Source organism: Rubinisphaera italica, from assembly GCF_007859715.1.
Taxonomy (GTDB): domain Bacteria; phylum Planctomycetota; class Planctomycetia; order Planctomycetales; family Planctomycetaceae; genus Rubinisphaera; species Rubinisphaera italica.
In genome coordinates, this window is sequence record NZ_SJPG01000001.1 from 4291920 (window position 1) to 4315364 (window position 23445).

Below are 23445 nucleotides of genomic sequence, written 5' to 3' on the forward strand. Positions count from 1 at the left end.
ACATGGCGATTTTCAACATTACACACATTGCACATAATGAGTCGATTCATATGAACAGTATTTGCTATTCAATTTTGGTCTCCACTCACTTCAAACGCAAATCCACACGAAAATCTGCGGAAACTCAGGTCAGATTGCCTTTTCGAACCACTTGATTGCTTCGTGAACATTGTTGTTAGCAATCGCTTCCGATAAAACTGCAGAAACGCACGATTTCAAATAGCCGAAATTTTCGGTTCCAGGAGACATTGATGGAAAAAAAGCGAGTTTCACGCGAGGATCTCAAACCCGGCGAATTTCTCTGCGATCACTGCACCGCGAAATGTTGTCGCTATTTTGCCTTACCGATCGATACGCCCGATTCGCGAGAAGAACTCGAAAATCTTCGCTGGTATCTGCTCCACGATAACGTCTCGATTTTTGTCGATGAAGAAACCTGGTATCTGATGGTCCACACCACCTGCAAGAAACTCCGCGACGACAACCTCTGCGGCATCTACGAAACCCGCCCACAAATCTGCCGGGATTATTCTACCGACAACTGTGAATACGACGGCGAAGGCTGTTACGATCAACTTTTCGAAACAGCCGAACAGATGGGCGAATATACCGAAGCCCGCTTCCCTCAAAAGAAAAAACGTTCACGAAGAGCAGCCACACAATTGCCTATCATTGCCTGAAGTGCGAACGGTTGACCAGTGTTTGTGTCAACCAAATACGAATGTGGGTGGCGGGGCGTTCTCGAAGAGAAGCCCCCGAATCGACATCCTCGAGGGCTTCCACTGAAGTGGATCTCCCAGGCCGCCTGGAATAGAATTCCTAAGATCGATTTATCTCTGACTTTTAAATCGTATATAAAAATCTACCAACAACCGAATTGATCACCGTGAGCACACCCATTATCAAACCTCAAACCCTGCGTGGGTTTCGTGACTTCCTCCCCGCCATGATGATTCCCCGGCTGCAAATTATTGAAGCCGCCCGGGAAGTCTATTCCCAATACGGCTTCAGCCCGATTGATACCCCTGCCCTGGAATATACAGAAATCCTGCTTGGCAAGGGGGGGAATGAAACCGACAAACAGTTGTATCGGTTTGAAGATCAGGGCGGCAGGGATGTCGCGATGCGGTTCGATCTGACGATTCCCTTCGCCCGCTTCGCCGCTCAAAACATCGGCGTCCTCGGCACTCCCTTCAAACGCTATCACATTGCCCCGGTCTGGCGCGGTGAACGCCCGGCTCGCGGACGTTTTCGTGAATTTGTCCAATGCGATTTCGATACGATTGGCACCGATTCCCTCGCAGCGGATATCGAAACGATTCTCGTCGTTCACGATTTGCTCGATAAAATCGGTATCGGCGAGTTCACCATTCGCATCAATCACCGACAACTGCTCAACGGTCTGCTCGAACAACTCGGTCTACTCGAACATTCCAAAGAACTGCTGCGGGCGCTCGATAAACTTCCCAAAATCGGAGAAGAAGCCGTCATCAAGGAAATGGTCGACACAACTGGAGTAGAGTCCGGCAAAGCCGAGCAGGTTCTAAAACTGGCTGCTCTTCAGGGAGAACCAGAAGCAATTCTGGAAGAAGCCCGCAGTTTGATCAGTTCTTCCGAACTCGGACAGCAGGCCTGGTCGGCTCTGCAGGAAATTACCCAAACCTGCTCGAACATTGGCATCGCAACGAATCGTCTGTCGCTCGATCTTTCCATTGCCCGGGGACTCGACTATTACACGGGCCTGATTTTTGAAACCTTCCTGACCGATCTCCCCGACATGGGCAGCATTTCCTCAGGAGGACGTTACGACGACCTGGCGGGTTTGTACACGAAACAGAAACTCTCCGGAGTCGGCGGCAGTCTCGGTTTAGATCGATTACTAGCTGCACTGGATGAAATGAAGCGACTTGATGAAGTCGCGACAACATCACAGATTCTCGTATTGCGTTTTGTCGAAAATCGACTGGCCGACTATCAGAAAATCAGCCGCCAGTTGCACCAGGCTGGTATCGCCAGCGAAGTCTATCCCGAAGCTAAGGCCCTCAGCAAACAGCTGAAATACGCCGACCGCAAGAAAATTCCGCTGGCCCTCATCTCCGGCGAAGACGAACTGGCAGAAAATGTCTGGCAACTCAAAAACCTGCGAACGGGAAATCAGTTGACTGTGTCGGCTGATCATCTTGCTGAGACAGTGAAAGCGGAGTTGAATACTCTGTAATGTGGCTGGAGTATTGTTAAAAAAACAATGCCCACGACAAGCGTGAGCATTGCAGGATAACAAGATTAATGTGGTCTGGACCCTGATCTCAGGCCCCTCGACCCGTTACTCCATCGCTTTCAAGCGTCGATCGAGCGTTGCCATGGTTTCGTTCAGGGTGTATTCGAGATAGTCATCCTGATCGTAAATCAATGATTGAGCCGCGAGATCGAGAGCGGGCAGAACATCGTCTCCGGTGAAGAAGCTTAAAGCTCGCACGGCTTCGAGTCGCACGCGTGGGTGCTCGTCATTAACGGAAGCGGTCAGCAATTCCAGTGGATTCTCGACTTGATCCTGCCAGTAACATAAGACTCGCGTAGCCGCTGCTCGTGCGCGAGGATCTTTGGATTGCAGAACCGTCTTGAGTAAGGCTTCGTCGACGACATCGTGCTGCTGATGAACCCAGAGGCCTTCCAGTTGCAGCCGCTCGAAGGAGTCGGAGTTTTTATCGAGCGATTTCAACCATTGATCAACCTGACCAATCACATCTTGACTTTCGCCAAGTCGCAATTCCCGTCGGACGCGATATCGAACACGATCGGAAGGATTGTCCAGCAGTTCGAGCAATTCGGGAACCGATTTGCCAGAGACAACGACGGGAGTTTCCAGTTCGTTATTGGTGTTACGAATTCGCCAGATGCGACCGTGCTTGGCATCGCGGTTTGGGTCGCGAACCGAGTGCTGCATGTGCCCGACGAGCGGATTGAACCAGTCCAGCACATACAGAGAACCATCAGGAGCAAACTGCAAGTCGACAGGACGGAAGTTGCGGTCGGAAGATTGCAGCAACGGTTCGACAGGATCGGCATGGAACCCGGAACCTTCGTCTTTCATACGGTACTGCAGTGTTCCCTGGAAGCCGATGCAGTTGTTGAGCAGATAATCGCCCTGCATTTCTTTTGGGAAATTCGTGCTGCTGACAAACTCGCAACCACAAGTGGGGCGCCACTGTTTAGTCAGGAACTGCTTGAGGCGACCATGCTTGTTGGGGTAATCGACATCGCCAGAGAAAGCCGCTCCGAAATAGTTGGCACCGCCTGAAGCGTCGGCGACAAAGTTCTGCCCCCATTCATCAAAGGTATGTCCCCAGGGATTGGCAAACGGATAGGAGACGAAGACATCCACTTTTTCTGTGCGGGGTTCATAACGATAAACACCAGCGTTCACACAACGAGTGGGGCCGTAAGGGGTTTCAATCTGAGTATGATGAAATGTTCCTTCCTGGAAGTACAGTGCGCCATCCGGCCCCCAGGTGAAAGCAGAAATCGAATGGTGAGAGTCAGCGGTGTCGAAACCGTGCAGGACGATTTCTTTGGTATCGGCTACGTCATCGCCATCGGTATCTTTCAGGAAAACCAAATTCGGTTGTTGAGCGACATAGGCTCCACCATCTCCGAGTTCAAAACCGGTTGGAAGATGCAGTCCGTCAGCAAAGATGGTTTGCTTATCGGCTTTGCCATCGTTGTCGGTATCTTCGAGAATCAGAATTTTATCGTGGACAGGATTCCCGGGCAGATACATCGGGTAAGTTGGCATCGTACAAACCCACAGACGGCCTTTGCCGTCAAAGGTGAATTTGCAGGGATTTTCGAGATCTGGAAAATCCTTTTCTGAGGCGAACAGATTCGCTTCAAAACCATTCGGCAGTTTGAAAGTGGCGAGTGAATTTTCAGGTGAGGTGATTGTCAGATCGAATGTGATATTCGTTTCAACATCGACAAAGTCGCCCGTGTTGCTGTCGTCGATTTCATCGGGAACCTGTTCCCCTTTACAGATTTTATGAATACGAGCATCGCGGTTGGCGACCATCTTACGGAGCTTTTCGAACTCCGCAGGGAAGTTGACGACGCCGAAGGGCTTTTTGCGTCCCCCATAAATATAGAATCCATTGACGGCTCGATAATCGTACCAGTGCTGCAAATTCTTCTCGGCAACGGCTTCTCTTAAAGCTTCCTGCTCGATTTTCGAGGAAGCCTCGCTTTTGCCAAAGGTGCGATCGATCATGATCGGGGCCAGCTTTTTGTAGCCACTCTCGACCAGATGAATTCCATTGAAGGTGAGCGGCTCTTTGGCGGCATTCATCAATCGTAATGAGGGATGATACAAATCGACAAATCCAACACCAGTCTGCTCAGCCACTTCTTTCATGGCTGCGGTGTAGAGTTCGATGTTCTTATTGTTCTGATCCCCAGCTGTCAGATTCCGTTCGGGTAGATTTTCACTGGCAATCGGCGAAAAGAGCAGCACTTCAGGAGCAGATTCTCCATTGTATTTGGTGGTCGTCCAGGTTTTGATTTCTGAAGTCAGGTCCTGTTTGAACTTCTCTAGTCCCGCTTCGCCTGCGAAGGATTCGTTGAATCCGAATGCGGCGATAATTACATCGGGTTTGTGATCTTCAAGGGTATGTCCGTGATCGTTGAAGTCCTGGGACCGAGGTCGCAATTTCAGTTCGTCAGCCGACCATCCCAGATTTCGAATTACGAGATCGTGTTCAGGGAATCGTTCATAGAGCAGTGTTTCAAAATGATTGGCGTCCTGCATCCGTTCGACGAACGTGTTTCCGATGAGGACGATTTTATCCCCCTTGTTCAGTTCCAGTTCAGCCGCGGTTGCTGTGACGGCTAAGGCAGCGATGCAGCACATCGCAGTCATCAGGTGACGTAATTTCATATTCGTTCCATAATATAAGGTGAAGAGTTATGTCGGGCAGGCTTGCGGGGCAGGTCATCTTCAAACGATGTTGAAAAGATGCTCTGATTTGTGCCTGCCATTCGAGTTTGTCTTTACAAATGTATCAGGCAATTTGACGTAAATTCCAGCAGACATCGCATCAATTATTCCAGATAAGAACAGCCAAGGCAACCATCTCTACTGATTCGGTGTCATAAAACGAGTGATTTGGTCTATTTCATTGGTCATGTTTATACAGGAAAGAAATAGAGAAATTGCAATACCCTCGATTTCCCAGTTTGTGTATTGCTATCCATATTTCCCGAAGAAAATCGATCTTTGCACAACTGACAACAGATGGTACATTTTCCAATTCCGAGCTTCGTCGGCGTGATAATCGTCACTGAATCCTGTCTTTTCAGTCTTTTCGATTTGATCTTACTTCGATCTCCCTAGTGAAAAACCTGTATTTGTAGGACAACAGATGCCCATCCGGGGCATTCAAGGAGCAAACGGCTCTGACTGTTGATACTGTCTCTCCTGAGAGACCCGATCCCCGACCGACAAGGATGTCGTCTCATGAAATTTTGTCGCTTCAACGTGACTTTGCCTTCTTCAGTCGCCCTGTGCCTGTTTGTTATTTCCTCAACGTCTCCCTCTGACGTTCTGGCGCAAAATGGACAACCCGCTGCCAATCCAAAACCAGCAGCACCGATCAATCAGGCCCTCAATCCAGAACTGGATCATATTCTCAATAACTGGGAAAAAGCGGGGGATTTCACCAAAAAACTCGAAGGCAAACATAAACGATACATCTACGACCATGTCTTCCTGGTCGAGAAATGGTCGGAAGGGGAGTTTTACTATGAAGCTCCTGATAAGGGGCGTATTGATTTAGAGGCACCTTCCAACTTTAAGGAAGGACAAAAACGTCCACGAAACGGCAAACAGTACGCGATTCAGAAAGATAAGCCGGAACGCTGGATTTGCGACGGCAAGCAGGTCTTTGCCATCGATGAAGATCGCAAAGAATATCAGCGTTTGCCAATTCCGGTTGATTCTCAGGGTGAAAACATTGTCGATGGCCCTCTCCCATTCCTGTTTGGAATCTCCAAAGAAAAAGTGCTGATGCGATATAACATCACTTTGCATACCCCCGCCACTGGTGGACGGCACAATCTGGAAGGTGGAATTATTCACCTGAAAGTGAAGCCTCTCTGGCAACAGGATGCTGCGAACTGGCAACAGGCCGAGGTCATGCTCGATGCCCGCAGCTATCTTCCGACTGCGATTCGACTGATTCATCCGGGTGGCAATGTGGAAACCGGTGGGAATAACGAAACGGTTTATGTCTTTGAGGACGTCGTCCGCAATGCCGATCAGGGAATTGTGGGTGTGTTATGGAAGGGAGATCCGTTTGATCCCCGCCTGCGTGGATACAAAGAATTGACACAAACTTCGATGGAACCGACTGGCAGCAGGTGAGTTGAGTTCTTTCAAAGTCACCTGATCATGGTTCTTTAAGAGAAAAACGCATAAAAATTCGGGGATACCAGGCGATAACACGAAGTTGTTTCTGGATTTTTGGGAATTCAATTGCAAGAATAAGATATCGAGAAGTTCAGAACATCTTTTTCTATTTTGAACTGAAAATATCTGTATCGAGGGACGATTCATGATGACAACGGGCGATGTACTGAGTCTGAAAAAACCGTATCATCGAAATGCGTATGAATTTGTTTTCGACGCCTTGCGTTACACTCAGGATATGCTCGACCGTGACCGACTGATCGACGGCATGACCGGAGACTCAGCTCATATTTCCGGGACTGAATTACTCGAAGGCATCCGCTTGCTGGCTTTGGAACGCTACGGTTTACTGACTCAAACCGTCTTTCGCAACTGGGGAGTTCGTTCCACTGAAGATTTCGGTCGCATTGTTTTCGACTTGATCGAACGAGGCGAAATGAAAAAGACAGAACGCGATCAGCTGAGCGATTTTGTCGAAGTCTTTCACTTCAAAGATGCATTCGATAATAATTATGTTCTCGACCTGAGCGAAGCATTCAAATCCCACCGATAAATAACAGGTATTGGCGAGCCGAGTCAGTGATGACTCGGGTGGGTTCGATTCACCCACGGCTCTGTATGTTCTACCAAGGCACAATGATCGTGAGAAAACCAGAGTCATCCTGACTCGGCTTGCCTGAAGATCACTCTTATGGAACCAGATCGACAATGAATCAGGCGGCTGTCGAAACGCAGGCTACTCCGACGGCTTCAAAGAAGCATGCTCTCCCTTTTTATCTGGCGATATTGCTGGGCATCTGCTGGCTTATTTCACTGGCAATTCTTTCCCTGTTCACGGCCAATCCCGTCACGCTCAATCGTGTCCAGATTATGAGAGCGGATGCAGTCATTGCTGCAGAGATTGTCGATATTCAGGGCACAATCGGCGTCAATGAAGTGCTTTTTACCCGGCAGGGAGTCGATGTCGAGCCTGAAACCACTTTTCAAGTACTGCCGCCCAGTCCTCACTGGCAGCCACAGATGCAGCGGATTCTGCCAATTCTGCGAGATGCTGACGGAAACTGGCGAATCGCTCCTGCACCGCTGCCGAAAACCGTTGAAATCGATTATCCCGATCGGCCCGATGTGAGAGCAGAGGTCAAGGAAATTGTATCGTCGCTACCGCATTAAATGACTGATGCGGGCAATACAATTCAGACCAACGATACCGATTGTGCGTTTTTCAGTTTGAAAATCTCATGAATTCGCCAACGTTTCTGCTCGAATGCTCGTATCGTGGTTAGGGTCTGCTTATACTCAGGACGCATTTTAGACTGGAGAGATCGTTTTCAATCGCTTGAAAACCTCTTTTTCTTCAGGGTTTTTGAAAAAGATTGCGTTCTGCGTATCTCTTCAAAGACGAATCCCACTAGAGGAATGTGATGGGATTTTGCGGAAGATGGATTTTCAACAGGACTATTGGAATGTTCCCTTTAAGAATGCGGGTTGAAAAATCTCGAAGGTAAACGAAAGTGCTTGCTCTTTCGTCGAATTCGCGGATCAGAACTCGAAATCTAAGCTGGAATGCTGCACTATTCCTGTTACTCATACAATTTTTCAGAGCATATGGGCGTCAGGACTTTAGTCCGTAGTTCATGGCTCGATTCTCACGGCTAAAGCCGAGAGAAATTCAGTTCAGAGATCATTTAGTTTTTCATCCATAGTGAACACGGGTAAGGCTTGAGGCATGAATCAACCGGAAAATGTGATTGAGATTCGCAATCTTTCCAAAGTCTATCGTGATTTTTGGGGCCGTAAGAAAGTACAGGCTCTGAAATCGCTGAGTCTGGACGTCAAAAAAGGCGAAATTTTTGGCTTACTTGGACCAAACGGTTCAGGGAAAACGACAACCATGAAGTTGCTGCTCGGTCTGTTGTTTCCGACAACCGGCGATGTGAGTATGTTCGGCGAGCCCGCTTCGAACGTCGAAAAGAACGAAAAAATCGGCTACCTGCCGGAAGAATCGTACCTGTATCGCTTCCTGAATGCGGACGAAACCCTCGATTTTTACGGTCGCCTGTTCAATATTTCGAGTGACGAACGTAAAAAACGACGAGACGCTCTCATTGAACGAGTCGGCCTGCAACACGCCCGTAAACGTCAGCTCAAAGAGTATTCCAAGGGGATGACCCGTCGTATCGGGCTGGCCCAGGCTTTGATCAACGATCCCGATCTGGTTCTGCTCGATGAACCGACCAGTGGTCTGGATCCGATCGGAACCCGAGACATGAAAGACATGATTCTCGACCTGCGGGATCAGGGGAAAACGGTTGTGATGTGTTCCCACCTGCTGGCCGATGTGCAGGATGTTTGTGACCGCATCGCCATTCTTTATGGCGGCGAATTGAAGGTCATGGGCCGAGTTGATGAACTCCTCAAATCGAAAGAGCAGGAACAGATTCTGACTTCGACATTGAGTGATGAAGCACTAAATGAGGTCAAAGCGGTTCTGGTCAAGCACAATGCGGAATTTATTTCTGCAGACCGTCCGACGGCTACTCTCGAAGATCTGTTCCTGAAAACGGTTCAGATTTCACAGGCACAGCCGGGCAAGCGATTCGTGTCTGCAGACGACAAAGCCGAGTCGCCTCTGGATAACGAAGAAAAGCCAGCGACATAAGTCTGGCTGTAACATTGGCGAGTCGAGCGTCTGGTCACTCAATCGTCGCAAAATATGACAACTGTGATTTTTTCTATTCGATGATTCTCTAGTGGAGTAACGCGAACAATGTCCTTTGACGTTGTCGGATTTGATTTTCTCGAAGGGCTGACACACTTTCTAAAAGTGTTCGGCGGCGTTGCTTTGACTGCGCTCATCGTTTCCTTCATTCTGGCCCTCATCCAATATGGTGGACGTGGACCTGGCCTGTTTTTCAAAACATTGTGGCAGGCTCTGGTCGATTTTGCCCACACTTCGCCACGGCGTGTCTGGGCGATTACCGAACTGACCTGGAAAGAGTCGGCTCGAAAGAAGGCACTGTTTGTCTTCGTTGTGTTCGCCATTCTTATCATGTTTGCTGGCTGGTTCCTGAGAGACTCTGTTGATCGAGCCGATCTGCAATTAAAAATTTATGTCAAATTTGTCCTGACAGCGATTTCGTGGCTGACGCTCCCGGTCATTCTCCTGCTTTCCTGTTGGGGATTGCCGGCTGATATCAAAAACCGTTCCCTGCATACCGTCGTGACGAAACCAATCCGCCGTCATGAAGTTGTGCTGGGGCGTTTCTTCGGCTTCACACTTGTCGGTACTGTCATTTTGCTGGTCATGGGAAGTGTAGGTTATCTGTGGACAGTTGGCCAAATGCCCGAAGCAGCGAAATCTGAACTGGTCGGTCGCGTTCCTGTCTACGGGGATATGACCTACTCCAATCGCATTGGAGACCGTCCTGATTTTGATGATCCCAACAATCCCCAGAACCCGGCTTCAGCCGCGACGAACGTGGGAGATGTCTGGGAATTCCGAAGTTACATTGAAGGGGGAACCAAATCCCGTACTTTCTACGACTTCGACAATATTGATGTCGCTGCTGCCAAACGAGCCGGACAATTCCGGATTGAATACAATTTCGAAGCGTTCCGAACTCATAAGGGAGATATCGAAAAACGATTGCTGTGCCGAATTACAATTGTCAATAATGAATCTGGATTGAGAGTCCCTCTGGAGACATTTGAGGTTAAGGAATTCAGCAACCGTTCAGCCGATAAAACGATTATTCTCGGGGGCACTGACGAAGAGGGCAACCCCATCGAAACAGTGACTTATCGCGAAGAAAACACGAACGAAGTCAAATCGGTCAACATCTTCGATGAACTTCTCAAGGGTGGAGATATCACCGTTGAAGTGCAATGCCTGGACCCGGGACAATTCCTCGGAATGGCTCGTCCCGACCTGTTCATTCGCATGCCCGATCGCCCATTCTACATCACGTTTTTCAAGGCCATCTTTGGGATTTGGCTGGAAATGGTGCTGATTATCGTTCTCGGAGTGACAGCCAGTTGCTTTGTGAAGGGGCCGGTCGCCACATTGCTGACCTTCGGAATGCTGGTTATCGGATCAGGCTTCAGTGAGCTGATGCAATCATTGGCAATCGGAACCAGTGAAGGCGGCGGCCCGTTTGAGTCGGCTTACCGTATGTTTATGCACTTGAATCCGTCTGTCAGTATTGATGATGGCCCCTTAAAAACCATCATGACGATCGTCGATCAGGCGGCACTCGGTTTCCTCTGGACTGTCCAATATTTATTCCCTCAATTTGAGTATTATAACATGGTTCCTTTCGTCGCTAACGGCTTCGATGTCCCATGGAAGGCCTCATTGCTGCCGAGTATTCTCGTCACGCTGGCCTTTGTGATTCCCTGTTTAATCCTCGGGTACTTCTCGATGCAATTAAGAGAGATGGAAGCGAAATAATGAACCGAATTTCATCACAACAGCGAAAATTGGTTTATCTGATCATCATCGTGCTCCTGCTGGCCCCGATCGTCTATTTCGGAGCCCCGGGCAACGGTAAGGATGAGAACTCGGGTGGAAAACTGGCTCAACTGCGGAGCAAGTACGACCTGGGTGAAACCAGCCTGGGAAATGTCGATCCTGCCTCAGCAACAATGAACCTGGTTCTGCTGGGACTACGGGGAATAGCCTCCAATATGCTGTGGTCACAGGCTGTCGAACAGAAATCGCAAAAAGACTGGGCTGGCTTACGTGCAACTGTCGATTCGATTGTCCTGTTGCAGCCTCACTTCAAGCAGGTGTGGGAATTCCAGGGTTGGAATCTGGCTTACAATGTTTCCGCGGAATGGGATGGCGTCGCTGACCGTTATGAATGGGTCAAAGAGGGTGCCAAATTCATGATGAGAGGGAGCGATCGCAACTACAAATATCCCGAGTTGTATTGGGAAAGTGGCCGAATTCTGGGACAGAAGATTGGCCGGGCGGATGAAAAACTCTTCTTCCGTCGCTACTTTCTTGACGACCCGAACCGAGAAGGTGGTGGTCCCGATCCTGAAGTCAATCCCGACGGAAAAGATAACTATCTGGCGGCCAAGGACTGGTTTGAGAAAGCCAACGAAGTTGAGCTTCAACCCGGCGTATCACAAAGTCGACTAGCCCGAGTGCTCTTCCGCTCTTATCCGGTTCGTTCTCAAATCGATTATGCGAACACCTTCCAGGAAGAAGGAAAGTTCGATGAAATTGAGCGTATTCGAGAGGCATGGGAAGTTGCATCCACTGAACTCCGCGAAGACTGGGGTTCAGAACGTTTTATGACTCCAGCCGGGGCGATCGTACTCGAAGCCAATGATGAAATTCTGGAAGCGATTATCCACGAAGAAGGCGATCAAGTTTCTCTGGAGCAGAAACATGAATGGGTGAACCGTCGTCAGAATATGTCCAACTATCGTTACTGGCGACTGCTGTGCCGCGTGGAATCAGAAGCGGAAACGATTGAAGCTCACCGCAATCTGTTTCTCGGAAAACGAGCCTTTATTGATCGCCAGGACACTTACGAAGCCGAGCGATTGCTGACTCAGGGGATGACCACTATGGAAAAAATCCTGGGGGAATGGCCCGAGTTGAAACAGGAAGACAACTTCCGCGAAGAGTGTCTTAAATCGGTTGTGATCTGGAGAGGTTGTAAGCAGGCACAGGGTGAAGAAATCCCTGCGGACTTCCCACTGAAAAGCCTCTGGGATTCTTATCCCGGCGAAGCTCAGGAGTACTCGGATCTCTTCCGCTCACTTTACGGCGGCTAATCGGTTAATTTGATCCAAGGACAATAAAACCACGAGAGAAGAATCATTCTCCCGTGGTTTTTTAATTGAGCTACAGGTTCACGACAAGTTGAAAATTGGGTCATATAATACGCTTTCTAATTTGAAATAGCGAGATTCTACGACTTAAAACAATATCTGAAAGATCAGTATTTTCATTGTAAAAAAATGTTTCACGCCAAGACGCAAAGCCGCAAAGAATTTATAATCGATGTCTTTGAAGCATCTTTGCGACTTTGCGTCTTTGCGTGATTCCTTCTTTTTTTCATGAGCGTTTAGAGTTCCCTTGGAATTTGATCCTGGAAATAATTTCCAATTTCACCACATTGTTTCATAGAATATAACCCATTGATTACCTTGGTAACCTGGGGGCTTCCAGTGGCTTTCAAACTGGGGTATAAACGCTCTTTCTTATTAGATTCCGTAAATCACGAAATTGTAAATCAATCAAGCATCACGAGATTGTCTCGGTGAATCACTTCGAGGAAGGGAAGCGTTCCTGTTTTCGTCCGTATCTCTTCGGAGCGTTGACCAATCAACTGATGAGCGTGATCAGAATTATAATTGCTCAACCCGCGTGCGAATTCGGCTCCATCAGCTGTTTTAATTGAAACGACCTCGCCGACATCGAAAACGCCGCGTATCTCTCGAACTCCAATTGGCAATAACGATTTCCCCGCTTCGACAATCGCTCTGCGGGCTCCATCATCGACAACGAAACTCCCTCGGGGATTGATCGTAAACCCAATCCAGCGTTTCCAGGCCGGCATGAATTTACCTCGGCCCAGAAAAGCGGTTCCGACATTTTCACCGTTCAGAATTTTCATCAGCACATGATTATCTTCCCCGTTGGCAAGTATCACATTCTCTCCGACAGAAACCGCTTTTTTGATCGCGGTCAATTTCGAGTGCATTCCGCCTGTTCCGCCGGAACTTCGTGAGGAACCAACGCAATTGAACAGGTTATCGTCCCAGTCTTCTACGTTCGAAATTAATTTGCTGTTTTGATCTCGGGGATCGCCATCGAATAATCCTTCAATCACTGAAAGAATGATGAGCAGAGGGGCGTCGAGAAGATTAGTCACCATGGCCGCGAGTTGATCGTTATCGCTGAATTTTGTTCCGGCATGTGTGGGGGTTTGTCGGACCGAATGCGGCAACTCAATATCGGATCGCATCGCTGTTGGGAATGGTGTCGCGATTTCATTCACGCTGACAGTATCGTTCTCGTTGATAATCGGCACACATCCATATTCAAAAAGTGTGTGCAAAGTGTTTCGTACATTCAGATACCGGGAGCGATTCCGGAAATCGTTGGCAGTCAACAAGAGTTGAGCCGCTCGATAACCATGCTTCTGAAAGGCCTGGTCATAGAGTCCAATCAAATGTGCCTGCCCGGTCGCAGCAGCGGCCTGCAGATGAGGAAGATCTTTAGGACGTTCCTTCAACCCCAGCAGTCTCATCCCGGCCCCTATGGAACCACTCGAAACCAATACGCAGCGTTTACCTCGTGCACGAATTTCATTGACCTGCTCAGCCAGTGCTGCAATTCGGGAAGGATCGAGAGCCTGTTTTTCATCGGAGAGCACATTCGTGCCAATTTTGATGACAAAGGTCCGCGCAGACTCAGCCAGCTCCTTACGAATTGGGTTGTTCATCCCTGAGGTCTTCTTTGAAGATGTTTGAAAGAGGTGAGAAAATGAGGAATTCAGAACGTCTAATACTTGCTCCCCGGAAGAACATTATTTGCATCAGCTGGCATAAACTCTATGGATATCGGAGTTTAACCGACTTGCCAAACGAATGCCGTCCTCTACTGATGCTTTGTGCAAATCTCCACGCCCATAAGATTGTTGTGGTTATGCCACTTAGTCGATAATAAAAAGTTCATCGATTATCGACGGCTTGAAGTCTCAGACTTTGGCACGATGATATCACCCGTCACTCTCAATTTGATTTTGCCGATACACTTGCTTTGAGGCGGAACATTCACGCGAACGAAGAGTTGACCATCCTGAGGAGATTTCATTTCGCCGCTTTTTCCGATAGAAAATGGATCGCTCGATTTCCCTTTCGCATCGACAATCAAACCCATCAAAGCCCCCAGGGGGACACCGGCTGCCAGGTCGGTTTTAACGTCTTTAGAAGCGACTCCATCTGGCCCGACCGTTTGATTAACAAGCATGCGGAATTCCCCGTTGGATTCAAATCGAATTGTATTGCCTTTGGTGACACCGACATTGGCAGGGATCCAACTCTGACTGGCATCGACTTCCAGGATCGCTTCATTACCAGCGATTCGTGCCTCTTCAAGAGAGTCGATTTTATCTTTCACCTGCTTCAGGTCAGGAGCGAGTTTGAGCATTTGCTGGAGAATTCCTTTCGCTTTTTCCAGCTCACCCAGATCTTCGTATTCCCGAGCGAGATCCGCAGACGTTTCCAGAAAATCCTGATGCGCCTGTTCGGCCTGCTGATCAAGAATCGTGACATTGGCGGCGTTGTTGCGACTCGATTTACTGCTGGAACCTGACTTCTGCGAATAGGCAGTTGTCACATCCAGTAAAAACAGACAGGTTGCTGCCATGAATGCGACAGACAACGTTACATGACTGCGAAAATGATGAGCGGTGTTCATAGTTGTGATCCCTGCGATTCAGGATGGTTATGTTCAAGCATTGCGAAGAGCAATCGGTAAACGATGCTCTGGCACGTTATCGTAACATTCTAACATGGAAAATCGGCGAATCGAAGCGGGAATTCCCACGGCGGTGAAACCGGGATGTCCCGTAGCCGGGAATGGTCCTCCGTGGTTCATTGCAGGTGAAACGGCAACTCCGGTTGGCATTTTGTTATTGATCAAGCGGCCAACACGCCTGCGCAAGATTGGTTCGAGCTGCTGATAAATCGCTTCATCTTCAGGTTGATCAGTCAGGTAAACGCAGCCGGTCAACTGTCCTTCGAGTGATTGAGCGATGGCTGTCATCTGGTCAGGATCGCTTGTCTTGACGATCAGACTGCAATTCCCAAATGCTTCCTGCTGGAACAGATCTGAATCGGCGAGGAACTTCTCGGCATCGACGCACAGCAATGTATTCTGAGCAGCACCGCCAATGTCTTTGGCCGCATGACCGCCCGTTAACAGTTCTGCACCTCCCTTTACGAGATTCTGAATACTGTCCAGCAGAGAATCTTTGACACCTTCGGTTAATAATGGTCCAGATTTCGCATTGGCAAAGCGATCGCGGACATTCTCAATCCATTTTGCGGTTTCGTTTCCAGGGGGTAAAATTACCAGACCCGGATTTGTACAGAACTGACCACTTCCCATCAGACAGCTGCCAGTGAATTCTTCGGCAAACGCATCTGATTTTTCAGCCAGAGTTCCCGGTAAGACAAAGACAGGATTGATGCTCGACATCTCCACATAGACAGGTTTTCCAGCTTTGTCGGCTGCGGCTTTGATGGCGATTCCCGCCTTTTGAGATCCAGTGAAGCCGACAGCTGCAATTCGAGAATCCCGAATCGCTTTCAATCCCTCTTCAGGTGCGACTTCGTAAATCAGTTGAATAAAGTTGGCCGGGAAATTCACAGCCATCAAGGCGTTGACGAGGCATTCGGCCATCAGTCGAGTTGTGCCAGGATGTGCAGGATGAGCTTTGACGATGACGGGATTTCCAGCCGCGACCGCAGCGGCAAAGTCTCCCCCGGAAATCCCATTAAACGCGAGAGGGAAATTATTCGGTCCGATGACAAACACAGGACCAATCGAGCGATACATCGAACGGATATTATTTGCCTGATCAATCACTGGCATAGCCCATTCACCTGATCGGGCAGCCTGGGCGGCAGCTCGCAACTGGGCGAGTGTTCGAGGGAACTCGGCACCTTTGAGTCGAGGAGTGACGGGTAAGGCGGTTTCGAGGTTCGCCTGCTCTACAATTTCATCCCCCCGATTTTCCAGCTGACTGGCATAAGCCTCGAGTAAACCGGCAAACCGATCCCCGGACCAGTCACGTGTGATGAGATCGCATTCGGACGCGGACTGCAATGCCTGCTCCATATCCGTCCAGTTACTGATCGGATATGGATCTCCAATCACTTCCCCAGTTGTCGGATTGTGCGCCTGGAATGTCTTTAAGCCTGAAGAAGGTTTCCATTCGCCAGACAAATATACGGAAGCAGTCGCCATAGAATTTCAAGTTTCAGTTAGAAAGCGATATTGGAATCGATCATATACAGGATAAGGTAGCATAAATGATTGGCGATGCCGAACAAAGAGGTAGACGTACATTTCCGAGAAATCGCGTTGCCATATCGAGGCGAATTTGCAGGATCTCCTTTGAGAACTCGTCTTTTGAACAGCGTTCGGTTTGGCAATCTCTTCATCTTCTCTTTACAATGAAGTTGTCATTGAAGGGTTGATTATCACCTTTTGATGTGAACTTCCTTTTCGAACATTCGATAGTTAGTGACAATGGCCGTTGTCTTCGACCGTTTAACTCCCTTTGAATCCTTTATGTTTACCAGCCATCGGCCCCACCAGCCAATGACGCTGTATGCTCGGCTTGTTTTCAATGAGACCTGCGATCTGGTGAGGCTGGAGAAATCGCTCAACCACACAATCGCCCGCCACCCGCTACTCAATGCGAGAGTCATCCGAAAAGGGTTTTATCCCTGTTGGGAAACAATTCCCTGGGAACCGGTCTGCATTGAGCCGACGACTCAGAAGGAGTTATTAAACCTGACTCCGCTGGACATCACTCAAGAGCGAGGATTCCGCGCCTGGGTGATAACCAAAGCTGATGAAAGCTCCTCAACCGAAATCGTTCTGGAAATCCATCATTCTTGTGTCGATGGAATGGCAGCTTTGCAGTTCATCAAAGAGTGGCGGGAAACCGACCGGAAACTCTCGCTATCAACAGGTGATGTTCCTGAGGAACCTCCTGAATTGACCAAAGCCGAGTTGAAGGAGATTCGTTCCCGCGGTGAAGAAAAACTCGGCTGGATGTCCAAGCATCAACTCAAACGAATTATTCGATTCTATCTTGCCAAAAAGGTATTGCCTCTGAAAAATCAGGATCAGAAATCACAATACAATCGCAGAGCAGTTTTTTGCCAGATCCCAGATGTGATCAATCGCCTGACCGTCCGTCCGCCAGTTGAAGGTTTGCACTGGACTCTAAACGATCTTCTGCTGACAGCTACTTATCTTGCAATTTTTCGGTTGGCCGATCCCGCTTCGACGACTGAAAACAGTCGTTTCCGCATTGGCGTGCCTGCCAATACCCGATACTTATCAAATGAACCAGATCTGGTGGCAAATTGCGTTACAATGACATTTATCGATCAATTGTATCGTAAAGAGATCGATGATAATTTCCGTCGTGATTTTTTCCGAACGATGGTTATGGAAACCAATGCGATTAAGAAACATCATCTGTTTCTCTCGATGCTGCATACTTTGCGAGCCATTTATCCCTGGCATTGGATTCCGGGTTCGATCTGTGCGTCCAGCATGGTCTTGAGCAATGTAGGCCGAATTGCTCCCATGTTTTGCGATGATTTTTCATGGAACGATCAAACCCTGACCAGCATCTCTCTCATGCCTCCGGTTCGAGAAACCTCCAACCTCGCAATTGCCATTGTTGGCATGAATACCGAGTTGCACCTCGGCATCCTGTACAATGGCGACTTTCTCTCAGATAACTACATCCAGCAATTTCTACAATATTTCAAAGAAGAATCCAGACGACTCATCGATTTACAGACTTCAACCTCGCCGTAATCGTTCCTGATTCGCATCAAATTCTTCTGCGAGTAGCCAAACTGAGAATGGCCACAAATATTGCAGAACCAGCGATTGACCAGACAATCGGAAATGAGACCGTGCCAAACTGCACGTTGAAAATTTCTGGCAGATTCATCAACTTAGCCATCCACATACCGAATAATGCCCCTACGAATCCGAGTGCAATCGACCCCAGGCAGCCTGTGCGGGAATAACCGGCAATCGCCTGCCCCAAACTTCCACAAATTCCGGCCACAAGAAGTAATAATAGAAGATCAATCAGCGTCATGGTTCTGCTTTCTCGGAAGAGGTCGTTATGCTGGAGATACGATTACAGGAGACGGTATTCGTCTAAATTCAAACTACGTGATTTTGTTTCAAAGTCAATAAGGCAATCGGATTACGAATCACAATGGAATTCAGATCGCTCACTTACTTATGACGGATCGAAAAATACTGGGGCTGACCTCGTCGATCGGAATTGTCATTTCGAGCATGGTCGGAGCTGGACTTTACACGACCTCGGGATTCGCCCTGGCTGATTTGAAAAGCCCGGCTCTGGTGCTGCTCGCCTGGGGAATCGCAGGAATCATCGCGCTGTGTGGTTCAATTGGTTATGGAGTTTTGGCGCGTCAATTTCAGGAATCGGGTGGGGAATATCTTTATCTTTCGAAGACCGTTCACCCTGCGGTCGGTTTTCTGGCGGGGATCGTTTCCATCGTTGCTGGTTTCACCGGTGCCATCGCCTTTGCCGCGATCACACTCGAGGCCAGTCTGCTCGATTTGTCGAAATCGCTCGACCAACTGCCTGCAGGTTCGATCGCCTCAACGGTTGTGGTACTGGCAGCCCTGCAGCATATGTTTCGTGTGCGAATCGGTTCTCAATTACAAAACGCAATCGTCCTGTCCAAACTGTCGTTGTTGCTGATATTTATCGCCGTTGCGTTCGCACAATTTCCGGATCAGTGGGAAAGCTGGAAATCAAAAACATCCATTCAAACGTCTTCCGTTTCACTCTCAACTTTTGCCACGAGCCTGATGTGGATCTCTTTTAGTTATTGCGGTTTCAATGCGGCGATCTATTGTGCTGGAGAAATCAAAAACACAGAACAGACCGTCCCTCGTGCATTACTGATTGGGACTCTGCTGGTCGTAGGATTTTACTGGTGCATTAATGCCGTTTTTGTGTATGCCGCACCTTATGATCAAGTCGCTGGTCAGGAACAGATTGCCACAATTGTCGCCGGAGATATTGGCGGCGTATGGTTTGCCTGGCTGATGGGGCTGGTCATTGTAATTTCGCTATACACATCCGTCTCGGTTTCAATGATGATTGGCCCGCGCGTGCTGGCACGTATGGCCGAGGATGGCAACCTGCCCGGCTGGTTCAACTTTCAGGGGGAAACACCTCGAATTGCCATCTTCCTGCAGGCGATTGCATCGATCCTGTTCATTCAAGTGACGACCTTACGCGAACTCCTGACGTACTTGAGCTTTACGTTATCCCTGTGCTCTGCAATCACTGTGGGGAGTCTTCTGCTCGGTAGGCACAGAAATCAGATACGACTTTGGCAGAAAATTGTCGCCAGCTTTTTCACACTTGCGACTTTAGTGATTTCATTTCTGGGAGCCTCGCGAAATCCCAGAGAAAGTGCCGCTGGCCTGGTGACAATTCTCGTTGGCCTACTGATTTACTGGTTGATTTCGAGAAGACGGATGAGTGTCAATCAGGATTAATAATCATTCCGGGAACGACAGAATCAATTCAGCTCAGTCCCAGCGCCAGTTTCTTCGCGGCGATGGTATCTTTGAGAATCTCGTCAAGCGTCATGACTGGTTTGAAGCCGAGCGTTTCTTTGAGTCGATTCGTATTCGGTACTCGCCTGCGAACATCTTCAAAATCGTGACCGTAATAGTCTTTGTAGGGGACATATTTGATTTCGAGGGAAGGATCGACCAGGGCAACGACCCTCTCGGCTAATTCGCGAATCGAAATCGGCTGATCACTTCCGATGTTGAACAGATTGTGTTCCAAATTCTCTTTTCGCATCAAGCCGACAACGCAGCGGACAACTTCAGAAACATGACCAAAACAGCGAACCTGCTCGCCATCGTCATAGACGGTCGGTGCAATTCCCTGGAGGGCCGATTCGACAAACCGGGGAACGACCATGCCATAATTGCCAACCTGTCGCGGGCCGACCACATTAAAGAATCGTCCGATCACAACAGGCAGACCATACTTCTGATGGTAGGCCAGGGCCAGAAATTCATCGATTGCTTTCGAACAGCCGTAGGCCCAGCGGGGTTTTGATGTGGGACCAAATTGCAGGTCGTCTTCTTCCACCCAGGAGTCTTTTGTGTTCTTGCCATAAACTTCACTGGTCGAGGCCAGAAATACTTTTTGGCCTCCGTGCATGGCTTGTCGTAACAAGAGTTCGGTCGGATAGATGTTTGTCTCGATGGTGCGAACGGGATCATCAGCCACCAGTTTCACGCCAACTGCTGCGGCCATGTGGTAAATTTCGTCCTGGCCCGCCATCACCTCGGTCAACAGAACGGAATCGGTGATTGAACCAACTCGAATGGTGAGCCGTTCATGATCCCGAATACCTTGCAGATTCAAATCCCGGCCTGTCGACAAATTATCGAGAATCGTAACATCGTGGCCTTCTTCCAGAAGATACTCTGCGATGGAACTACCAATAAAGCCAGCTCCTCCGGTGATCAAACAACGACTCATAGTGGGTTTCAATTCTTATTCTTGTCTATCGAGGATCTTGAAAATCTCATGTTCACTGTACATGAGTTTCGTGCGTCTTTAAGTATTTTTTCTGCTCACATATATCCTATCCAGACGCAGCAATGAACGAAAGCACGCTGAATGCAGACTGACCAACCTCATCAAAAATTGATCTTCTGGATGAATAGTCGATAGAATTCGCCTTTTCCTGCTATTCTTCCTGTTCCTGCACTTTGCAAAACAGTCTGGATACGTGAAAATTACCCAGAAGCCCCTGGTGATTGAAAACAATGATCTATTTTAGGGCTTCATTTACGGATTCGTTACGCCGTATTGGCTCGTTCAGTTTGATAAGAGTACTCAAATAATGGTTGAAATTCAGCGAAATCCGACACGAGCAGTCCAAATTGGAACTGCAACGATTGGGGCAGGTCATCCGATTGCCGTTCAGAGCATGACAGCCACCAAAACTCCTAACATCGATGCAACAGTCAGTCAGATTCAACAATTGACTGCAGCAGGTGCGGATATTGTGCGGGTTGCGGTCGACAGTAAAAAAGATGCCGAGGCTCTCAATGAAATTGCGAAACAGGTGACGGCGAATCTCTCGGTCGATCTCCAGGAGAATTATCGCCTGGCAGAACTGGTCGCCCCGAATGTCCAGAAATTACGCTATAACCCGGGGCACCTGTATCACCATGAACGAGACAAGCCCTGGCAGGAGAAGGTGAAATTCATTGTGAATATCGCCCGTGAACACGATTGTGCGATTCGAGTCGGCGTGAACTGCGGCTCTGTCGACCCCGCCAAGAAGGAAAAATACGATCCAGAAGATTCGATTTCTCCAATGCTCGAATCGGCGTTCGATCATTGCGATTTCCTCGAAAGCCTGGATTTCAATCGGTTTTGCGTTTCGCTCAAGGATTCCGATCCTCGCAAAGTGGTGGAAGTCAATAAACGCTTTGCCGGGAAGCGTCCCGATGTTCCACTCCATTTAGGCGTGACGGAAGCCGGGATGCCGCCGGATGGGGTCATTAAAACCCGAATTGCGTTCGAACAGCTGATCGGCACCGGCATCGGCGATACGATTCGCGTTTCGTTAACCGTTCCCAACAATCGCAAGTTTGAGGAAATTGAAGCTGGACGGGGAATTCTTGACGATATCGCACACGGACGAGTCCGCAGTGTTGTCGATTTCAATACGAACGGCTTGAATATCATCAGTTGTCCAAGTTGTTCCCGCGTCGAAAACGAAGCCTTTGTCGATCTCGCTGCTCAGGTGAAAGAGATGTCTGCTTATGCCAAAGAACACGACATCACAATTGCGGTGATGGGCTGCCGGGTGAATGGTCCCGGAGAAACCGACGATGCGGATCTCGGATTATGGTGTGCCCCCAACTTCGTGAATTTGAAAAAAGGAACCGAAGAACTGGGAGCCTATCCCTACGATGAAATTCTGGGCAAGCTGAAGCATGAACTGGACAAACTGATCGAGTCGCAGCAGTTGACCTGACCATTTTAAAATAGTTTCTGCAATCGCTTGGACACGAAATGTCCTAAAACGCTGTATTTGCTCCTGCCGAACGCTGCAGGTGATTTTTAACTACGCTCTAGATTTGCTTGCAAAAACCAGTGTAATAAATTTCCCCTCTCCCTCTGGGAGAGGGTTAGGGTGAGGGCAATTGATGTGAACGGCAAAAAAAACGCCGAAGAGATCCCCTCATCCGACTTTCGGCCACCTTCTCCCCAAGGAAAAGGAAAGGTAACGTAGGTTGCTTAACTGTCGAACATAGTCTCTCCCGGAAGAAACCCCCGCCATTTGGTGGATTTACTGGAGTTTGTTACAGTTCTGACATAAGTTATCAAGGAAAACCACACCTTCTGCTCAGTCTCTCTGCATCAAGACATTCTGCATGGACGATCAATTCTGGTATTTCAAACGTTGTGAGTTGTTCGAGCAACTTAGCGATGAGCAAATCCGCAAGCTGGAAGTGCAGAGCAAAACCAAAACATTCGATCGGAAATCTCTGGTCTATTTACCTGATGATGCCACCGATTCTGTACTACTTGTGGTGAGTGGTCGTGTGCGGATTTATCACATCACCCCCGAAGGTAAAGAGGCGTTGCTGGCATTTATCGATCCCGGCGAACTGTTTGGCGAATTGACAGTCATCGGCCAGAGTGAACGGGAAGAATTTGCGGAAACGATGGAGAAATCGCAGATTGTTTCCATTCGGGCGGAGGCGATTCGGGAACTAATGGCCGAGCAGACCGATGTCACACTGGGACTGACAAAACTGATCGGATTGCGTCGGCAGAAATTCGAACGACGCCTCAAATCGCTGATGTTTCAGCCGAATCGAGATCGCTTGATTCACCTGCTCCTCGAACTGGCAGAGCGTTATGCAGTGAAGCATCCAGAAGGCATCGCATTACGAATTCGCCTCTCCCATCAGGAGATGGCAAATCTGATTGGCAGCACCCGCGAAACGGTAACAGTAGTTCTTGGGGAACTTCAATTAGAAAAACTGGTTGCCATTCACAGAAGACAGGTCATCCTCAAAAACATCAAGGCGCTAGCCGAGGCGATTAACACGAAACCTCCTGATCTGGGATTTCTAACTTAACGAGTTGAAGAAATTTTTCCTT

General features: G+C 48.7%; 18 protein-coding genes. 12 read left to right on the plus strand and 6 right to left on the minus strand.

Annotated features, from left to right (window positions below; genetic code table 11):
• The first annotated feature begins 251 nt into the window (after window positions 1-251).
• Both Pan54_RS16075 and hisS read left to right on the plus strand, forming a co-directional pair.
• Window positions 252-680, plus strand: a complete 429-nt coding sequence (locus Pan54_RS16075; protein WP_146504446.1) for a YkgJ family cysteine cluster protein — start codon at window positions 252-254, stop codon at window positions 678-680.
• Between the two features lie 218 nt (window positions 681-898).
• Window positions 899-2218 carry a histidine--tRNA ligase gene (gene hisS / locus Pan54_RS16080; protein ID WP_390621950.1) on the plus strand — a complete coding sequence of 440 codons (1320 nt, stop codon included), beginning with the start codon at window positions 899-901 and terminating at the stop codon, window positions 2216-2218.
• Window positions 2219-2323: 105 nt separating this feature from the next.
• Here the strand turns inward: hisS and Pan54_RS16085 are convergent, their stop codons facing one another.
• The gene (locus Pan54_RS16085; protein WP_146504447.1) at window positions 2324-4927 is read right to left on the minus strand and encodes a PVC-type heme-binding CxxCH protein; all 2604 of its coding nucleotides are present in this window, start codon (window positions 4925-4927) and stop codon (window positions 2324-2326) included.
• Between the two features lie 579 nt (window positions 4928-5506).
• On the opposite strand from Pan54_RS16085, the gene Pan54_RS16090 reads away from it, so the two are divergent.
• The 6 genes from Pan54_RS16090 (at window position 5507) to Pan54_RS16115 (ending at window position 12247) form a co-directional block, all read left to right on the plus strand.
• Window positions 5507-6412 carry a hypothetical protein gene (locus Pan54_RS16090; RefSeq protein ID WP_146504448.1) on the plus strand — a complete coding sequence of 302 codons (906 nt, stop codon included), beginning with the start codon at window positions 5507-5509 and terminating at the stop codon, window positions 6410-6412.
• A gap of 190 nt (window positions 6413-6602) precedes the next feature.
• A complete protein-coding gene (locus tag Pan54_RS16095; RefSeq protein WP_146504449.1) occupies window positions 6603-7010 on the plus strand; it encodes a Minf_1886 family protein in 408 nt (135 codons plus the stop codon).
• A gap of 155 nt (window positions 7011-7165) precedes the next feature.
• A complete protein-coding gene (locus Pan54_RS16100; protein ID WP_146504450.1) occupies window positions 7166-7627 on the plus strand; it encodes a hypothetical protein in 462 nt (153 codons plus the stop codon).
• A gap of 556 nt (window positions 7628-8183) precedes the next feature.
• The gene (locus tag Pan54_RS16105) at window positions 8184-9116 is read left to right on the plus strand and encodes an ABC transporter ATP-binding protein (protein ID WP_146504451.1); all 933 of its coding nucleotides are present in this window, start codon (window positions 8184-8186) and stop codon (window positions 9114-9116) included.
• Between the two features lie 108 nt (window positions 9117-9224).
• On the plus strand, window positions 9225-10907 hold the full coding sequence (locus tag Pan54_RS16110) for an ABC transporter permease (RefSeq protein WP_146504452.1): 1683 nt from the start codon (window positions 9225-9227) through the stop codon (window positions 10905-10907).
• A complete protein-coding gene (locus Pan54_RS16115) occupies window positions 10907-12247 on the plus strand; it encodes a hypothetical protein (protein ID WP_146504453.1) in 1341 nt (446 codons plus the stop codon). The genes Pan54_RS16110 and Pan54_RS16115 overlap by 1 nt, the downstream gene beginning before the upstream one ends.
• A gap of 461 nt (window positions 12248-12708) precedes the next feature.
• Here Pan54_RS16115 and proB read toward each other — a convergent pair whose 3' ends face one another.
• The 3 genes from proB to Pan54_RS16130 all read right to left on the minus strand — a co-directional run bounded on the left by proB (window position 12709) and on the right by Pan54_RS16130 (window position 16454).
• On the minus strand, window positions 12709-13923 hold the full coding sequence (gene proB, locus Pan54_RS16120; RefSeq protein ID WP_146504454.1) for a glutamate 5-kinase: 1215 nt from the start codon (window positions 13921-13923) through the stop codon (window positions 12709-12711).
• A gap of 236 nt (window positions 13924-14159) precedes the next feature.
• The gene (locus tag Pan54_RS16125; protein WP_146504455.1) at window positions 14160-14900 is read right to left on the minus strand and encodes a hypothetical protein; all 741 of its coding nucleotides are present in this window, start codon (window positions 14898-14900) and stop codon (window positions 14160-14162) included.
• Between the two features lie 33 nt (window positions 14901-14933).
• On the minus strand, window positions 14934-16454 hold the full coding sequence (locus Pan54_RS16130; RefSeq protein ID WP_146504456.1) for an aldehyde dehydrogenase family protein: 1521 nt from the start codon (window positions 16452-16454) through the stop codon (window positions 14934-14936).
• Between the two features lie 327 nt (window positions 16455-16781).
• Between Pan54_RS16130 and Pan54_RS16135 the strand changes: the two genes are divergently transcribed.
• Window positions 16782-18050, plus strand: a complete 1269-nt coding sequence (locus Pan54_RS16135) for a hypothetical protein (protein WP_146504457.1) — start codon at window positions 16782-16784, stop codon at window positions 18048-18050.
• A gap of 16 nt (window positions 18051-18066) precedes the next feature.
• On the opposite strand, the gene Pan54_RS16140 is transcribed toward Pan54_RS16135, so the two are convergent.
• On the minus strand, window positions 18067-18342 hold the full coding sequence (locus Pan54_RS16140; protein ID WP_146504458.1) for a hypothetical protein: 276 nt from the start codon (window positions 18340-18342) through the stop codon (window positions 18067-18069).
• Window positions 18343-18491: 149 nt separating this feature from the next.
• Here Pan54_RS16140 and Pan54_RS16145 point away from each other — a divergent pair, with 149 nt between their 5' ends.
• Window positions 18492-19790 (plus strand): APC family permease, encoded by a 1299-nt coding sequence (locus Pan54_RS16145; RefSeq protein WP_146504459.1) that lies wholly within the window; start codon window positions 18492-18494, stop codon window positions 19788-19790.
• A gap of 28 nt (window positions 19791-19818) precedes the next feature.
• On the opposite strand, the gene Pan54_RS16150 is transcribed toward Pan54_RS16145, so the two are convergent.
• A complete protein-coding gene (locus tag Pan54_RS16150; protein ID WP_146504460.1) occupies window positions 19819-20796 on the minus strand; it encodes an NAD-dependent epimerase/dehydratase family protein in 978 nt (325 codons plus the stop codon).
• Window positions 20797-21163: 367 nt separating this feature from the next.
• Here Pan54_RS16150 and ispG point away from each other — a divergent pair, with 367 nt between their 5' ends.
• Together ispG and Pan54_RS16160 are read left to right on the plus strand one after the other, a co-directional pair.
• Complete coding sequence (gene ispG / locus Pan54_RS16155; protein WP_146504461.1) at window positions 21164-22309, plus strand: (E)-4-hydroxy-3-methylbut-2-enyl-diphosphate synthase; 1146 nt, start codon at window positions 21164-21166, stop codon at window positions 22307-22309.
• A gap of 400 nt (window positions 22310-22709) precedes the next feature.
• On the plus strand, window positions 22710-23423 hold the full coding sequence (locus Pan54_RS16160; RefSeq protein WP_146504462.1) for a Crp/Fnr family transcriptional regulator: 714 nt from the start codon (window positions 22710-22712) through the stop codon (window positions 23421-23423).
• The last annotated feature ends 22 nt before the right edge of the window (window positions 23424-23445 follow it).

Bases quoted from the DNA above. Each gene is read 5' to 3' on its own strand.
- Pan54_RS16150 (WP_146504460.1), bottom strand. From the start codon at position 20,796: ATGAGTCGTTGTTTGATCACCGGAGGAGCTGGCTTTATTGGTAGTTCC.
- ispG (WP_146504461.1), top strand. From the start codon at position 21,164: ATGGTTGAAATTCAGCGAAATCCGACACGAGCAGTCCAAATTGGAACT.
- Pan54_RS16110 (WP_146504452.1), top strand. From the start codon at position 9,225: ATGTCCTTTGACGTTGTCGGATTTGATTTTCTCGAAGGGCTGACACAC.
- Pan54_RS16125 (WP_146504455.1), bottom strand. From the start codon at position 14,900: ATGAACACCGCTCATCATTTTCGCAGTCATGTAACGTTGTCTGTCGCA.
- Pan54_RS16135 (WP_146504457.1), top strand. From the start codon at position 16,782: ATGTTTACCAGCCATCGGCCCCACCAGCCAATGACGCTGTATGCTCGG.
- Pan54_RS16085 (WP_146504447.1), bottom strand. From the start codon at position 4,927: ATGAAATTACGTCACCTGATGACTGCGATGTGCTGCATCGCTGCCTTA.
- Pan54_RS16100 (WP_146504450.1), top strand. From the start codon at position 7,166: ATGAATCAGGCGGCTGTCGAAACGCAGGCTACTCCGACGGCTTCAAAG.
- Pan54_RS16075 (WP_146504446.1), top strand. From the start codon at position 252: ATGGAAAAAAAGCGAGTTTCACGCGAGGATCTCAAACCCGGCGAATTT.
- Pan54_RS16090 (WP_146504448.1), top strand. From the start codon at position 5,507: ATGAAATTTTGTCGCTTCAACGTGACTTTGCCTTCTTCAGTCGCCCTG.
- proB (WP_146504454.1), bottom strand. From the start codon at position 13,923: ATGAACAACCCAATTCGTAAGGAGCTGGCTGAGTCTGCGCGGACCTTT.
- Pan54_RS16130 (WP_146504456.1), bottom strand. From the start codon at position 16,454: ATGGCGACTGCTTCCGTATATTTGTCTGGCGAATGGAAACCTTCTTCA.
- Pan54_RS16160 (WP_146504462.1), top strand. From the start codon at position 22,710: ATGGACGATCAATTCTGGTATTTCAAACGTTGTGAGTTGTTCGAGCAA.
- Pan54_RS16095 (WP_146504449.1), top strand. From the start codon at position 6,603: ATGATGACAACGGGCGATGTACTGAGTCTGAAAAAACCGTATCATCGA.
- Pan54_RS16145 (WP_146504459.1), top strand. From the start codon at position 18,492: ATGACGGATCGAAAAATACTGGGGCTGACCTCGTCGATCGGAATTGTC.
- Pan54_RS16140 (WP_146504458.1), bottom strand. From the start codon at position 18,342: ATGACGCTGATTGATCTTCTATTATTACTTCTTGTGGCCGGAATTTGT.
- Pan54_RS16115 (WP_146504453.1), top strand. From the start codon at position 10,907: ATGAACCGAATTTCATCACAACAGCGAAAATTGGTTTATCTGATCATC.
- Pan54_RS16105 (WP_146504451.1), top strand. From the start codon at position 8,184: ATGAATCAACCGGAAAATGTGATTGAGATTCGCAATCTTTCCAAAGTC.